The sequence below is a fragment of the Fulvimarina manganoxydans genome (genome assembly GCF_900176465.1).
Lineage (GTDB): Bacteria > Pseudomonadota > Alphaproteobacteria > Rhizobiales > Rhizobiaceae > Fulvimarina > Fulvimarina manganoxydans.
The window spans coordinates 202,598-218,162 of record NZ_FWXR01000001.1; the positions used below are offsets into that span (position 1 = coordinate 202,598).

13 protein-coding genes are annotated in these 15,565 nt (G+C 61.6%); 7 read left to right on the top strand and 6 right to left on the bottom strand.

Translation table 11 applies throughout. The features are described 5' to 3' along the window. Positions 1–126 precede the first annotated feature (126 nt). The 3 genes from prfA to B9A15_RS00970 all read left to right on the top strand — a co-directional run bounded on the left by prfA (position 127) and on the right by B9A15_RS00970 (position 3,549). Positions 127–1,203 (top strand): peptide chain release factor 1, encoded by a 1,077-nt coding sequence (gene prfA, locus B9A15_RS00960; protein WP_084408033.1) that lies wholly within the window; start codon positions 127–129, stop codon positions 1,201–1,203. Continuing rightward, positions 1,196–2,077 (top strand): peptide chain release factor N(5)-glutamine methyltransferase, encoded by an 882-nt coding sequence (prmC, locus tag B9A15_RS00965; protein WP_084408035.1) that lies wholly within the window; start codon positions 1,196–1,198, stop codon positions 2,075–2,077. Before prfA ends, prmC begins: the two co-directional genes overlap by 8 nt. 380 nt (positions 2,078–2,457) lie before the next feature. Next, entirely contained in the window at positions 2,458–3,549 is a 1,092-nt protein-coding gene (locus B9A15_RS00970) for a DUF4167 domain-containing protein (RefSeq protein WP_084408037.1), read from the top strand. 180 nt (positions 3,550–3,729) lie between these two features. Here the strand turns inward: B9A15_RS00970 and B9A15_RS00975 are convergent, their stop codons facing one another. Next, positions 3,730–4,425, bottom strand: a complete 696-nt coding sequence (locus B9A15_RS00975) for an SGNH/GDSL hydrolase family protein (protein ID WP_170923124.1) — start codon at positions 4,423–4,425, stop codon at positions 3,730–3,732. Positions 4,426–4,643: 218 nt separating this feature from the next. On the opposite strand from B9A15_RS00975, the gene B9A15_RS00980 reads away from it, so the two are divergent. The 4 genes from B9A15_RS00980 to rpsD all read left to right on the top strand — a co-directional run bounded on the left by B9A15_RS00980 (position 4,644) and on the right by rpsD (position 10,757). Continuing rightward, complete coding sequence (locus B9A15_RS00980) at positions 4,644–5,258, top strand: GNAT family N-acetyltransferase (RefSeq protein ID WP_084408041.1); 615 nt, start codon at positions 4,644–4,646, stop codon at positions 5,256–5,258. 272 nt (positions 5,259–5,530) lie between these two features. Continuing rightward, entirely contained in the window at positions 5,531–8,155 is a 2,625-nt protein-coding gene (gene clpB / locus B9A15_RS00985; RefSeq protein WP_084408043.1) for an ATP-dependent chaperone ClpB, read from the top strand. A gap of 786 nt (positions 8,156–8,941) precedes the next feature. After that, positions 8,942–9,781, top strand: coding sequence for an aldo/keto reductase (locus B9A15_RS00990; RefSeq protein WP_084408045.1), 840 nt, complete (start codon positions 8,942–8,944; stop codon positions 9,779–9,781). A gap of 358 nt (positions 9,782–10,139) precedes the next feature. Next, entirely contained in the window at positions 10,140–10,757 is a 618-nt protein-coding gene (gene rpsD, locus B9A15_RS00995) for a 30S ribosomal protein S4 (RefSeq protein WP_084408047.1), read from the top strand. A gap of 751 nt (positions 10,758–11,508) precedes the next feature. Here the strand turns inward: rpsD and B9A15_RS01000 are convergent. From B9A15_RS01000 to B9A15_RS01020, 5 genes are all read right to left on the bottom strand, one after another. Continuing rightward, positions 11,509–11,856 (bottom strand): response regulator, encoded by a 348-nt coding sequence (locus B9A15_RS01000; RefSeq protein WP_084408049.1) that lies wholly within the window; start codon positions 11,854–11,856, stop codon positions 11,509–11,511. 304 nt (positions 11,857–12,160) lie between these two features. Next, positions 12,161–13,816 (bottom strand): ABC transporter ATP-binding protein, encoded by a 1,656-nt coding sequence (locus tag B9A15_RS01005; RefSeq protein ID WP_084408051.1) that lies wholly within the window; start codon positions 13,814–13,816, stop codon positions 12,161–12,163. A 25-nt stretch (positions 13,817–13,841) separates the two neighbouring features. Then, the gene (locus B9A15_RS01010; protein WP_084408053.1) at positions 13,842–14,870 is read right to left on the bottom strand and encodes a cation diffusion facilitator family transporter; all 1,029 of its coding nucleotides are present in this window, start codon (positions 14,868–14,870) and stop codon (positions 13,842–13,844) included. After that, positions 14,867–15,295: a type II toxin-antitoxin system VapC family toxin gene (locus tag B9A15_RS01015; RefSeq protein ID WP_139798142.1), complete on the bottom strand. Its 429-nt coding sequence runs from the start codon at positions 15,293–15,295 to the stop codon at positions 14,867–14,869. The genes B9A15_RS01010 and B9A15_RS01015 overlap by 4 nt, the downstream gene beginning before the upstream one ends. Then, entirely contained in the window at positions 15,292–15,546 is a 255-nt protein-coding gene (locus B9A15_RS01020; RefSeq protein ID WP_084408057.1) for a hypothetical protein, read from the bottom strand. Before B9A15_RS01020 ends, B9A15_RS01015 begins: the two co-directional genes overlap by 4 nt. Positions 15,547–15,565: the final 19 nt, after the last annotated feature.

The following is a 15,565-nucleotide window of genomic DNA, read 5'->3' on the forward strand; positions in this document are numbered from 1 at the left end:
CTGTCCTTCCAGCTTTATGGGAAGGGAGCGAGACGCCCGACGGCCAATTGTGGGACGGCGTTCCCACAATTCGGCTGGCTTGAAGACATTCCCAAAGCCGATACCTGTTTCGAAAGCGTCAATTGCATGGCCAGTCTGCCGACCGCGACCCTCAACGAGATCCTGGCCCGCTTCGCCCATCTGGAAGCGGAAATGGCCAAAGGACCGGACCATGCGGTTTATGCCAAGCTTGCGGCCGAATATTCCTCGCTCGAAGAGGTCGTCGGCGCGATCCGCGAATTCCGCTCGCTGGAGACCGAACTCGACGATGCGCGCGCGCTTCTCGCCGATCCTGGCGCCGACCGCGAGATGCGGGCTCTTGCCGAAGACGAGATTGACGATCTGAAGGAGCGGCGCGAAGGCCTTCGCGAGCGCATCCAGCTTCTCCTCCTGCCCAAGGACGCGGCCGACGCCAAAGGCGCCATCCTGGAAATTCGCGCCGGGACCGGTGGCTCGGAAGCCGGCCTTTTTGCCGGTGATCTTTACCGGATGTATCAGCGCTATGCCGAGCTTAACCGCTGGAAGGTGGAGGTTCTGTCGGCGAGCGAAGGTGAGGTCGGCGGCTATAAGGAAGTCATCGCGGCCATTCGCGGTCCGAGTGTCTTCTCGAAGCTGAAATTCGAATCCGGCGTTCACCGCGTCCAACGCGTGCCCGAAACCGAATCGGGCGGGCGCATCCACACCTCCGCCGCAACCGTTGCCGTCCTGCCGGAGGCCGAGGACATCGATATCGACATCCGCCAGGAAGATATTCGTATCGATACGATGCGTGCCTCAGGGGCCGGCGGTCAGCATGTGAACACCACCGATTCGGCTGTCCGCATCACCCATTTGCCGACGGGCATCGTCGTCACCTCGTCGGAAAAATCCCAGCATCAGAACCGTGCCCAGGCGATGCAGGTGCTCAAGGCCCGGCTCTACGACATGGAGCGCCAGAAGGCGGATGAGGAGCGTTCGGCCGCGCGCAAGAGCCAGGTCGGTTCGGGCGATCGGTCGGAGCGCATCCGCACCTATAACTTCCCGCAAGGGCGCGTGACCGACCATCGGATCAATCTGACGCTCTACAAGCTCGATCGGGTCATCGAGGGCGAGATGGACGAGCTCGTCGACGCGCTGGTCGCCGAGCATCAGGCGCGTCAGCTCGCGGCCGTCGCCGATGGCTGAGCCGGATCGGCCGGAGACGGTTGGGGACTGGCTGAAGGCCGGGGCCGCAAAGCTTTTGGCGGCCGGGCTTGAAACCGATCATAGCCTCGATTCGCGGCTTCTTCTTGCCGAAGCCGCGGGCCTTCCACCTATGGAGCTTTCGTTGAATCGCCGCTCGGTGCTGTCCGATGATGCGGGCGAGCGCTTCGCTCGCCTTCTCGATCGACGGATCGCTGGCGAGCCGGTCTTTCGCATCATCGGGAGACGCGGTTTCTACGAGCACGAATTCGACCTGTCACCGGAGACGCTGGAGCCGCGCCCGGATACCGAGACGATCGTTGAAATGGCGCTGGAGGTGCTCTCGGCGCGTGCCGCAGCGGGGCAAGGCTGTTGTTTCGCTGATATTGGCACAGGAACCGGCGCCATCGCGATTTCTATCCTTTCGGCTCTCGGCGAGGCCAGGGCAATTGCATCCGATATCGCGCCGGGCGCGCTTCTGACCGCCCGCACGAATGCAAGCCGCATTGGCGTATCGGACCGCCTCATGCTGGTGCGCACGGATTTTCTCGCTGGCATCGGCGGCCCGCTCGATTGCGTGATCTCCAATCCACCCTATATTCGACATGCTGATATTGATGGGCTGGCGGCGGAGGTTCGTTTTCACGATCCGATGGCCGCTCTCGACGGCGGCGAGGATGGGCTCGATGCTTATCGGGCTTTGGCCGCAGATGCTGCCCGCGTCCTGCGCGACGATGGCTCCGTGCTCCTCGAGATCGGCCAAGGCCAGGAACACGATGTTGAGATGCTCTTTGCTGCGGCTGGATTCTCATTGGCCGAAGCACGATCCGATCTGACGGGCATTCCGCGCGGCCTTCATTTCACGCGGCTTCGGTAACGCATCGAGTAAACAGATATGCGGCTTCAATGCATCGGACCGCGCTGAAAGAGGCTGCAAAAGCGATAAAGGCACTTGTGACGCGACGATTTCCTGACTAGGGTTTCGTCAAACAGCGGAAATTTTACGAGGGGCGTCCCGATCGGTTCGGATCGCTAGCGATCCTAGATCGGTGACAGGCAACGTGTCGCGCCAGACGAGCGCAGACCGTTGGGGGCCGGAGGTGCGCGACAAACGCCCGGCATAAGCGAAGCTGATTCATTTCGTTCGCGGTCTCGACGAGACGATGACCGCACAACCGGGCATGGCGATGCCCGCTCTCTCAAATCGACAAGAGGGGCTGACCGGCATGGATCCGGTCACCATGACACAGGAAGAGTATGAGGCCAGGACAGCAGAAGAACCGTATGCGCGGACGCGGACGCAAGGGTCCCAATCCGCTGACCCGGAGCTATGAGTCGAACGGTCCTGACGTTAAGATTCGCGGCACCGCCCAGCATGTGGCCGAAAAATATTCCACGCTGGCGCGCGATGCCGCAGCATCCGGCGACCGCGTGATGGCCGAGAACTACCTCCAGCATGCGGAGCACTACAACCGGATCATCGCCTCGGCCCAGGCGCAATCGCAGCCGCAACGCGACGATCGGGACCAGCGCGAGGATGACGAGGATGATGAGGACGGGACGGATTACGTCTCCGAGCGTCATGATCGCTCCAATGATCGCCAGGATCGGAACGATCGGAACGACCGCCAGGATCGTTTCGAGCGCCGCGACCGCGACAACAATCGGGACAATGGTGGCCGCGACCGGGATACCGGGCGCGATCGTGACGGTCATCGCGATGGACAAGGCCGTGATGGGCAGGGTCGCGATGGTCAGGACCGCAGGGATCGCCGTAACAATCGCGATCAACGCGACAATCAGGATCGCCGGGATCGCAATCGGGACCGCGATGACGAGGGTCAGCGTCCCCGCCGCGATCGAGACCGTGACCGCGAGCGCGAAATCGTCGCCGAACAGCCCGTTCCAGGAACCGGCCCGCAGCCGGTGATCGTCCATAGCGAAGAGGCGCCGAAGCCCGCCGCCATGGAGGCCGAGGCGGCCGACAACCGCGTTGCTGAGGCGGAGCCGGTCGCGGCGCGCTCGAGTGCTGCGGAAGAAGCGCCTGCCAAGGCTCGTCGCGAGACCGTATCCAACGAGGCCGAGGCTTCAGCCGACGCGTCCGCGGAAACGACGGAAGAGGGCGAAGTGAAGCCACGCCGCCGGGGCCGTCCGCGCAAGAGCGAGACCGGTACGGCGACGCCTGCGAAAAAGACGACAAAGGCTACAAGCGCGGACGGCGAGGAAAAGCCGAAGCGCAAGCCCGGACGTCCGCGCAAGACGGCCAAGAGCGATGACACATCGTCGTCTTCCGATGGCGGTGAGGACGACGGCCATATGCCGGACTTCCTGCTGGCATCGAACGGCTGATACGGTGTCCGACTGTTTCAGTCGGGCTCCGTAGCGAAGCCCGCGCGGTGCTTGAGCGGCTTTGATCGTCTTCCAAGGATGGTCTGCTGACGCCCGACAAAGTCTCGACCATGACAAAAGGCACCGCGAACCGATCGCGGTGCCTTTTGTCTTTTTTGCGCTGAATGAATGCTTCGATGTTCAGTCGGTCTTGGTGTTGACTTCCATCGCGTCGCCGAGTGCCTCGATCATCATCGGAACCAGATATCGCTCCGCCGCCGCAAGGCTGGGATGCAGCCCGTCCGGCATCTTGGCATAGGTCGCGTCGCCCCAATTTGGCGTCACGTCGATCAGATGGACGTCGAGATCGGAATCGTTGGCAAGACGCCTGCGAAGATCGTAATAGGCGTCGAGGTTCGGCCGGTCGGCGGCGTGGGGCGTGCCGGGCACGATCGGGTTCATCGTCATGAGGAAGATATCGACATCGGGATCGGCCGAGCGAAAGGCTTCGACGATATGACGGATATTCGCTTCGCTCTCTTCGAGTGAGATATCATAGGGCGAATAGGCGTCGTTCATCGCATATTCGATCGTGACGACCTCGGGGTGAAGGGCGACCGCATCGTCGAGCACATATTGGATGCCGTCTTGCGAGGACCCACCGCTGATGCCCTTGTTGACCACGGTCACAGGTTCGCCCAGGCGCTCTTCGAGCCCCTTTTCCAAGGCGACCTGCCAGTTCTTCTGCGGATCGGGATCGGCAGCCGTCAGGCTGGTTCCGAGCGTGACGACGAGATGATCGGCGGCAGAATTGCCGGCCAAGGCAGGCTGGCCCATGAGCGCGCCGACGATGATGAGGCCGAGACCGTTGAAGGCCCCCTTAAGCGACGCCTTCAACTGCGTCCTGATCCGCCGACGAAGGTGCTCGATCCTGTCGCTTCCTTTGGGCAAAGCCATCATACGTCTCCTTATCCAATGCCGGCAGCCGCGAGAAAACGGGCAAGACGAGGCGCCCCGATCGCCGCGCCATTGGCAGGAAGACCGTGGCTGTGGCAAATGCAAGCCCGTTCCGGCTTCGGCCTATCTCTCGATCCCTGATGCGCAAGACGTTACCCATGACGCTCCCCGATGGCTTCACCGACATTCCGCCCGGCAAAATCGCCGCGATCGCGACGATCCTCGAATGCCGCTGTGCCCCGAGCGGTGAGCCGGCGCCGGCCGCTTCGCCGAACTGGCGTTTCGAGCGCGTCGACCGGCCGGAGCTTGGTTGGTACGTTGCCTTGCTTCGAAAAGTCGGGACGGCGCATCTCTGGTATCAACGCTTGAGCCTCGGCGATGCGGCGATCGCCGCGAAGATCGGCAATGAGGCGACCGTGATTCACGTTCTCTTCGACGGGGACACGCCGATGGGGCTTGCCGAACTCGACCTATCCGAGCCGGGCAGCGCCGAACTCGTCTATTTCGGCGTCGTATCGGATTTGGTCGGAACGGGTGCCGCGCGCTTTATGATGGACAGGCTGTTGCGCTTCGCCTTTGGTCTCGACATCGACCGGCTCTGGCTCCACACCAATACGATCGACCATCCCAAAGCCATGGGCTTTTATCGCCGGGCCGGGTTCTCCCCTGTTCGCCAGATGCTCGAACTCGCCGATGATCCCCGCCTTCTTGGCCTCTTCGACCGCGAGTCCGCGCCGCAGGTGCCCATATTCGAGCCGAACGGCCGCGACTGATATGAGCGGCTCAGGATGCTGACGCATCGTGCCGCTGAAACGGTCACGCGCCAAGCGGCCCGGACCCCGACGCGAGCGCGTGCTGGTCCGTAGGGTCCGTCGCGCTCTCCGTAACATTTTTGCAACAATAACACCTGAGACCTCTTCCGCCCTGGCGGCGGCGATCCCATATTCGTCTCGAACGGTTCGCCGAAACGGGGACCGTCTCATCCGACGACATCCGCCGATGCCTTCGAATGAATAAGGGTCGGGCCGGAGAAGGGAGAGATCTAATGAATATCGAGAAATACACCGAACGCGTTCGCGGCTTCATCCAGGCCGCCCAGACCCTCGCGGTTTCGCGCGATCACCAGCAGTTTGCGCCCGAACACCTTTTGAAGGTGCTTGTCGACGACGAGGAGGGCATGGCGGCCGGCCTGATCGAGAAGGCGGGTGGGCGACCGCAGGACGTGCGTCTGGCCGTCGATGCCGCGCTCGACGCGATGCCGAAGGTCACCGGCGGCTCGGGCCAGATGTATCTGGCGCAGCCACTCGCAAAGATCTTCGCCACGGCCGAAGACATCGCCAAGAAGGCTGGCGACAGCTTCGTCTCCGTCGAGCGGCTTCTGCTTGCCATGACGATCGAGAAGAGCGCCAAGACCGCCGACATCCTGAAGAAGGCTGGGGTCACGCCGAGCGGGCTGAATACGGCGATCGAAGCGCTTCGCAAGGGCCGCACCGCCGACACGGCTTCGGCCGAATCCGGCTATGACGCCTTGAAGAAATATGCCCGTGACCTGACGGCGGTCGCCCGCGAAGGCAAGCTCGATCCTGTGATCGGCCGCGACGACGAAATCCGCCGCACGGTGCAGGTCCTGTCCCGCCGCACCAAGAACAATCCGGTGCTGATCGGCGAGCCAGGCGTTGGCAAGACCGCGATCGCGGAAGGCTTGGCGCTGAGGATCGTCAATGGCGACGTGCCGGAGAGTTTGCGCGACAAGACGCTGATGGCGCTCGACATGGGCGCGCTGATCGCCGGCGCGAAATATCGCGGTGAGTTCGAGGAGCGTCTGAAGGCCGTCCTGTCGGAGATATCGGCGGCGGCCGGCGGTGTCATCCTGTTCATCGACGAGATGCACACGCTGGTCGGCGCGGGAAAGGCGGATGGGGCGATGGACGCGTCCAACCTCCTGAAACCGGCGCTCGCCCGCGGCGAATTGCACTGTATCGGCGCGACGACGCTCGACGAGTATCGCAAGCATGTGGAGAAGGACGCAGCGCTCGCGCGGCGTTTCCAGCCGGTCTTCGTATCGGAGCCGACCGTTGAAGACACGATCTCCATTCTGCGCGGCATCAAGGAGAAATACGAGCAGCATCATCAGGTGCGCATCTCGGACTCTGCCCTGGTCGCTGCCGCCCAACTGTCCAACCGCTACATCACTGACCGCTTCCTGCCGGACAAGGCGATCGATCTGGTCGACGAGGGCGCCGCGCGCCTTCGCATGCAGGTTGATTCCAAGCCCGAAGCCCTCGACGAGATCGACCGCCGTATCATGCAGCTGAAGATCGAGCGCGAGGCCTTGAAGAAGGAGACGGACGAGGCGTCCAAGGATCGGCTGGAGCGCCTCGAAGGCGAACTTGCCAATCTCGAGGAAGAGTCCGATCGGGTCACCCAGGCTTGGCAGGCGGAAAAGTCCAAGCTCGGCCGGGCGGCCGATCTGAAGCGTCAGCTCGACGAGGCCCGCAACGAACTCGCCATTGCCCAGCGGCGGGGCGAATTCCAGCGAGCCGGCGAACTTGCCTATGGCGCCATCCCCAAGCTCGAAGCCGAGTTGAAGGAGGCCGAGGCGCGCGATCAGACTGGCAATGGTGAGACCATGGTCGAAGAGACCGTCACACCCAGCCATATTGCCCAGGTCGTCTCACGCTGGACCGGCATTCCGGTCGATCGGATGCTTGAAGGCGAGCGAGACAAGCTGCTCAGGATGGAGGATGCGATCCAGAAGCGGGTCGTCGGTCAGGGCGATGCGGTGCAGGCGGTCAGCCGCGCGGTGCGCCGTGCGCGGGCCGGGCTGCAGGACCCGAACCGGCCGATCGGCTCCTTCATGTTCTTGGGCCCGACGGGCGTCGGCAAGACCGAGCTCACCAAGGCGCTCGCCCGTTTCCTCTTCGACGACGAGGCGGCGATGGTCCGGCTCGATATGTCGGAATTCATGGAGAAGCACTCGGTCGCTCGTCTGATCGGTGCGCCTCCCGGCTATGTGGGCTATGAAGAGGGCGGCGCCCTGACCGAGGCGGTTCGCCGCCGGCCTTATCAGGTGATCCTCTTCGACGAGATCGAAAAGGCCCATCCAGATGTCTTCAACGTGCTTCTGCAGGTGTTGGACGATGGGCGCCTGACGGACGGACAGGGGCGGACCGTCGACTTCCGCAACACGCTGATCATCATGACCTCGAATCTCGGCGCCGAATTCCTGACGGCCCTCGGTGAGGACGAGGATGCGGAAGCGGCGCGCGAGCATGTGATGGGCGTCGTCCAGGCGACCTTCCGACCGGAATTCCTGAACCGTGTCGACGAGGTGATCCTGTTCCATCGGCTCCATCGCTCCGAGATGGGCGCGATCGTCGACATCCAGATGGGACGGCTCGAAGCTCTGTTGGCCGAGCGCAAGATCCGCATCGAGCTCGACGGCGAAGCGCGCGAGTGGCTGGCCAAGAAGGGTTACGACCCGGCTTATGGCGCTCGTCCGCTGAAGCGCGTCATTCAGCGCGAGGTGCAGGACCCGCTGGCCGAGGAGATCCTGCTCGGCCACATCAAGGACGAGGATACGGTCAAGGTCACGGCCGGTTCGGAGCGGCTGATCTTCCATGTGGTCGGCTCCAAGGCGAACGCGTCCGGCGATCGGGTCGCCGCATGACCGCTCAATGAAGAAAACCGCGTCCGGCGATATAGGCCGGACGCGGTCTTGAACTTGTCCTGACGTTCGATCGCTTGAGGGCCGGTCATCGCGAAACGACCGATCCGGGAGTCGGACGGTTCGGTCTGATCGAACCCTGCGGGCCCGACCCCTCTCGGTTTGGGTCTGAGGTGCGGGATTGTCATCACGCGTCTCATACCGCCGGACGAATGAATCGACCCCCTTGTGTCAATCCACGTCCAGCGAAGGGCTTATACGGAATCCGTTTGATCGCTTCGCGATACGAATTTTTGAAGCCGCTCAAACGCCGCTCGGGCTGCCAGCGAACATTCGAAAGCGATGCTTTCATGTGTCCGCTGGTATCAGGCGCTGTCAGCCACGCATCGTAATTCTCGGTAAACGTGCCTATGGGATCCACACATTTTCTCGGAACGGTGGTCGGGAAGGACGAAGCACCGGAAGGATCGGCTTTGCGACCAAGCCACCGCCTGCGAGCGCGCAACGCGTCGTGTGGCCCGAATCGGAATCCACAAGCCGCTCTAACCTCTTGTTCTAGCGCATGAAGATGCTGGAAAAGTCGTGTGACGCTTCCCCTTCATGCTTGGCCGTCCTATGAGCGACCTGTAAGGCGGCGCTTTGTTCGATGCGCTTTCGGACGCCTATCACCGTCACATTCGGCCATTCAGAACCTGAATTGGTAAGCAAAGAAACATATACGTAACCCATTTTCTCACTTTACCTGATAACGAGATAAAATGAATCGATTGAAACGCAGAGGCCGACAGCATGCGCCGCATTGAGCTCTTCGACACCGTCGAGGTGCCGGTCATAGGGCAGGGTACATGGCGGATGGGTGACGACATCCGTCAACGAGACGAGGAGATTGCATCTCTCCGCCTGGGTATCGACCTTGGCATGACACTGATCGATACCGCTGAGATCTATGGGGGCGGTCGCGCCGAAAGGCTCGTCGGCGAAGCGATCGAGGGGCGCCGCGACGGGGTGTTTCTCGTCTCCAAGGTCGCCGCGCCCAATGCCACGCTGGAGGGAACGATCGAAGCCTGCGAGGCGTCGCTCAATCGGCTCGAGACCGACCGGATCGATCTCTATCTCCTTCATTGGCGCGGTTTGACACCTCTTGAGGAAACCATCGAAGCCTTTGAGAGGCTGCGCGATGACGGCAAGATTCGCTATTGGGGTGTCTCGAACTTTGAGCGCCAGCATCTCGAACCTGTTGTGACCGATGCAGAATCGGCAGTGCGACCGGCGGTAAATCAGCTCTTCTTTTCACTGGAAGAACGCGGCATCGAATATCAATATATCAATTGGTTGGCGTCCTGCGGCATTGGTGTGATGGCCTATACGCCGTTTGGCGAGCGCGGCACGCTCATCGATCACCCGGTGCTGGCCCGGATCGCAAAGCGCCATGGCGCGACGTCGGCTCAGATCGCCCTGGCTTTCGTCATTGCTCGCCCGGGCGTCATGGCGATCCCCAAGGCGAGCGACCCGCGACATGTACGCGAGAACGCAGGCGCGGCCAATATTGTGTTGAGCGAGGAGGATTTCGCCGAGATCGACGCTGCCTTCCCGCCGCCACGTCGGCGAAAGCCTCTCGCGATCATTTGATACGAAATCCGCGGGCGTCGTGAAGGCGGCGCCTCGCCACGCCTGCGCGCCGCGCCCGTTGTTCAACACGGGTGCCCGGCTCGATCGGCCGAGCCCGATCCGCCTTCAGAAAGAGTCCAAGTCCAGTGATCCAAGGCGTTGCGGGGCGAAACGCTTGACATCAATGTGTCATAGGGTTAGCACGCCCCGACTGCCCGGCGAAGCGCCGGCTGCGGTTTCAAAACGTGTCCCGTGAGCGAACTCGGTCAAGCGCCCAGATCGTTCTGTCGGTCCGCCAAAGATGCGGACAGAGGAGGGCGCGTTTCCTGTCAGCCCGGAGGCAATGCTTCCGGGTCTTTGTTTTGTTGAAGGAAATGCGATGAGCAAGCGCCAATCGACGAAGTACAAGATCGATCGCCGCATGGGCGAAAACATCTGGGGACGCCCGAAGTCCCCGGTGAATCGCCGCCAATACGGCCCGGGCCAGCATGGCCAGCGCCGCAAGGGCAAGATGAGCGACTTCGGTCTGCAGCTTCGCGCCAAGCAGAAGCTGAAGGGCTATTACGGCGACGTCCGTGAGAAGCAGTTCCGCAAGATTTATGAAGAGGCTGCGCGCCGGAAGGGCGACACCTCCGAGAACTTGATCGGTCTGCTCGAGAGCCGTCTCGACGCCGTCGTCTATCGTGCGAAATTCGTGCCGACGATCTTCGCGGCGCGGCAGTTCGTCAATCACGGCCATGTCAATGTCAACGGCCGCCGCACGAACATCCAGTCCTATCAGTGCAAGCCTGGCGACGTGATCGAGGTCCGCGAGAAGTCCAAGCAGCTGACGATCGTTCTGGAAGCGGTCGGCTTGGCCGAGCGCGACGTGCCCGACTATATCGAGGTCGATCACAACAAGATGGTCGCCACCTATCGCCGGATTCCGGGCCTTCACGACGTGCCTTATCCGGTCCAGATGGAGCCGAACCTCGTCGTCGAGTTCTACTCGCGCTGACGATCGGTGGGGCGCTTTGAAGCGTCCTTTAAGAGAGTTCGCGGTCTTGCGGCTGTTTCGCCCACGGCGATCCGCCCCGAAACCGCCCTCGCATCTCGCTTTAAGAGCATTCGAAGGCCGCCGCACCGGGCGGCCTTTTTTGCATTTCGGCCTTCAAGCACCAGGCGAAAAATGGGGAGCCATCTTTGGCTTCCCTGTGCGGTATCAAGGCGATCAGGAGCTTTGGGCGATGCCGATTGATCGCCTGATGCTTGAACGGCGACCCCGTTTCGTAAAAGGAAAAAAGACGTTGCCTCGCCGGATCATAAGAGATCGGTAACCGCCTTTGGTTACCAATAGGCAGACGGCGAAGCCGAGACCCGGATCAAGGTCACGCGTACCGGGTCGAACCCCGTCCTCGCACAGAAAAGCCGCGCCCCATGTGCGCGGTTTTTCTACGCCAGCGTTTCGCATAACTCGCCGACTGGGTCGGCACGAAGACAGCGAGGTCGGTTGGCTTTGTTCCACCCGGCGCAAGCCCAGGGTCAGACGCCTCGCCAAGAGACTTCATGCTTGGCAAAGGGCAGCGGAAAAGCTGGCGTTCTTCGTGAATGCGGAATTGTCAGCCCATGCCCGACCGATATCGACGTGATCCGTCCCAAGCGGGACGGGTGTGACGTTCGGCGCTGATAGTGGCGGGGATATTTCCAGCCGAAAGGCTTAGTTAGTCTGAAGGCGAGCGATGGAGGACGGAATATCCGTCCCTCAACGATCAGGCTTGGGCCGACAGCGGCGAGAGCAAAGCGGCGATGTCCGCCGGCTGAAAGGGCTTGCGGACCTTCGGGACCTGCGCATAGGTCGAAGGCAAGCGGTCGACAGCGCTCGAGACGAAACAGTAGGGTACGTTGCGGCGCGTCAGTTCCTGAGCGAGCGGCAAGGATGTTTCTCCGGGATCGCGCAGTTCGATATCGAGAAGAGCGAAATCGATGCCCTGGCTCAGTTCGGCGACGGCCTCGGCAAGCGTATTGGCGAGACAGACATCGGCTGGCAAGGCATCGCGAACGACATCTTCCAAATCCATCGCGATCAGCGGCTCGTCTTCTAGAATGAGGATGCGCATGGTTTGGTCCCTTTCTCGTCACTGCTAACGGTCTGGGTAATGTGAAGTTGCATGCGCCATGAAGATTTTTGGAAAAGATGAAACAGTTAGACTTTGTTAACTGTCTCAATTGGTCTTCTCATTCTTCGGCTTACTGAATAAGCGCGTCAGTAACGGATCATGCACGAACGGTCCGCCGGGCTTTGGATTTCGTCATCCAGGGCCAAACAATGATGTCGCCCTTGAGACGAACGCCTCGACCGACATTTCGCGGCACTTTCACCGCGATGGCCCGGACTTCTCGTTCCGCCGTCAATGTCCCGATTTATTGCGAAACCGAGCCCTTATGCGACACTTCGATGTCGAAGGCAGCCGCCATCAGTGCCTTGGTATAGTCGGTCTGCGGAGCATTGAAGATCTGATCGGCCGGGCCGCGCTCCATGACCTTGCCGTTGCGCATAACGATCACTTCGTTGGCAAGCGCACGCACGACCTTCAAATCATGGCTGATGAAGAGATAGGCGAGATCGTGCTTCTTCTGGAGATCGCGAAGAAGATCGACCACCTGGGCCTGAACGCTCATGTCGAGGGCCGAGGTCGGCTCGTCGAGCATCACGAAGCGCGGATTGAGGACCATAGCCCTTGCGATGGCGATGCGCTGGCGTTGGCCGCCTGAAAACTCGTGAGGAAACCGAAACCGCGTCGCCGGATCGAGGCCGACCTCGCCCATGGCCGCGACGACGCGGGCGTCGCGCTCCTCCTTTGTCAGCTTGGGCGCATGGATCGCGAGACCTTCGGCGATGATATCCGCGATCGGCATGCGCGGGCTGAGCGAGCCATAGGGGTCTTGGAAGACGATCTGAATGCGATCGCGCAACGGTTTCATTTGCCGAAAGGTGAGTTCGTCGATCCGCTCGCCGTCAAAGCGGATGTCTCCTCGCGAAGAGATCATTCGGGTCAGCGCAAGACCGAGGGTCGTTTTGCCCGATCCCGATTCTCCGACGACCCCGACGGTCTGTCCGGCTCGAACCTCGATGTCGATTCCGTCGACCGCCTTCACGTGATCGGTGACACGGCGAAAGAAACCGGTCTTGATCGGGAACCACACCTTCAAGTCCCTGGCCTCCATCACGAGCGGTGCATTGGCGTTGGCCGCCGGCGGGCGTCCTTTTGGTTCGGCCGCCAGAAGGTGCTTGGTGTAGTCGTGCGACGGTTCGGCGAAGATGCGGGCGGTCGGTCCCGTCTCGACGATCTTTCCGCGATACATCACGCAAACCCGATCGGCGATTTTGCGCACGATGCCGAGGTCATGGGTGATAAAGAGCATCGCCATGCCGCGCGTTTCCTGGATCGTCTTCAAAAGCTCCAGGATCTGGGCCTGCACGGTCACGTCGAGAGCTGTGGTCGGCTCGTCGGCGATCAGCAGATCGGGCTCGTTGGCGAGCGCCATGGCGATCATGACGCGCTGGCGCTGGCCGCCGGACAATTGATGCGGATAGGCTGCGAGACGCTTTTCCGGCTCGCGTATGCCGACCTGATGGAGTAGCTCGAGCGTGCGCTCACGCGCCGCCTTCTCGCTAAGGCCGCGATGGATCTTAAGAACCTCGCCGACCTGACGCTCGATCGTGTGAAGCGGATTGAGCGAGCTCATCGGCTCCTGGAAGATCATGGAGATGCGGTTGCCGCGCGTCTTGCGCATGGTCTCGTCGGAGGCCGAGAGAAGGTCGGTGCCGTCGAAGGTGATCACACCGCCGGGATGGTAGGCGGCAGGGTAGGGCAGAAGTTTCAGGATCGACATGGCAGAGACCGACTTGCCGGAGCCGGACTCGCCGACCAGCGCGACGGTCTCGTTGCGTCCGATCGAGAAGGAAATGCCATCCACTGCCGTCTGGACCCGGCCACCTTGCGTGAAGGCAACCTGCAAGTCGTCGACGGACAGGAGCGGATCGTTGGCGTTCGCCTCGGCTGCGGTCTTCGTCACGGCGCGTTGATCCTTGTTGGCTCGGTCAGGCGGGTTTCGTCAGAGCGTCCTCACCATGGGCGGCGCCATGGTGGGTATGACGGTGCCCGGCATCGGCATGGTGATGAGAGTGAGCGCCGGGTCTTTGCAGTCCCTCGTCTGCGCAGCGCCCGAACTCGATCTCGACCGTTGCATGGCCGATCGAAAACCGAGATTTCAATTCGCGCTTGATCGCACGGGTGATCTGCGTCCCGTCCGCGCCTTCGGCGATGCAGGCATGGAGCGTGGCCATGGGCCGCTCCGGGGTGATCGACCACACATGGACATGGTGAACGCTTCTCAGGCCATCCACCGCCTCGACCAGCGCCGGCTCCAAATCCTTGACGGCGATGGTCTTCGGCGTGCCTTCCAGAAGCACATGGCCGGCATCGCGCACCAGCCGATAGGCCGAGACGAGGATGATGAGGGAGACGAGGACGGACAGGATCGGATCGATCGGGGTCCAGCCGGTCCAGAGGATGACGCCGGCGGCGATGATGGCCGCGACCGAGCCGAGAAGATCGCCGAGCACATGAAGCACGGCGCCGCGGATGTTGAGATTGTCCCGATCCGCCGAATGGAGCACGAAGAAGACGGCGATATTGACGATCAGACCACCGACGGCGATCGCCATCATCGTGCCGCCCATCACCTCGGCCGGGTTCATGAAGCGTCGGATCGCTTCCACCACGATGAAGCCGGCGATGACGAACAGCGCGAGCCCGTTGACGAAGGCGACGAGAACCTCGAACCGGTCATAGCCATAGGTGCGGTCGGCATCGCCCGGCTTGCGCGACAGGCGGAAGGCGAACCAGCCAAGGGCGAGCGCTGCGAAATCGGTCAGCATATGGCCGGCATCGGCGAGAAGCGCGAGCGACCCGGAGACGAGGCCACCGACGACCTCGGCGATCATGAAACCGCCGGTCAGGACCGCTGCGATCGCGATCTGCCGCTCGTTCGCGCCATGGGAATGGCCTTTGAAGCCGTGATCGTGGTCATGGCCGGAATGATCGTGATGGGGGTCGTGGGGGTTCATGAGTAACCAACGTCATTCAGCTGATCGAGCCTCACCTGGCTCAGACTGGCTGGCAGTTTCAATCTCTGATCGGAAGAGACGAAGATGGCGCACTGCGTGTGCATCGCCGTGGCGATATGAATCGCGTCCGGCAATTTGTTGGGAAATTTCGCTCTCAAACCCGCAGACGCACGCAAGATCTCACGATGAACGGGGATGACCGTCAGAAGCTCCCCCGACTGAAGCAAACGTTCGTAAAGCGACGCCATCCGCATATTCGCCTGCTGCAATGGCTTCACCAAGAGTTCTGCCAGCGTGATCTCGCTCGTAAACAAAGTGGCGTCCCGAGACGCAATTCGATCGACGAACGGCTCGAAGGCGCTGCCTTTCATTTCGATGAGAGCGATGAAGACATTCGTGTCGATGTAATAACGTAGCGTCTTCAATCCCACTCGTCCCGCAATTCGCGGATGCGCGCCACAGCTTCATCGATGGTCGTGTTCCGATCGGCACCAACGCCGGCGAACTGCAATAGTGAACGCTTCCGGCGTTCGATCATATCCTCGCTCAGTGGCGGCTTGGACGCTTCGCCCTCATAGGTCAGCGTCACCTCCGTCCCAGGGGCAAACTTGGCGCGGATATCGGCGGGAAGTTCGCTGGCTTCCACCTTGAGGACGATCTTCTGCATCTCACCCATGGCTTTCGACCTCTTTCCC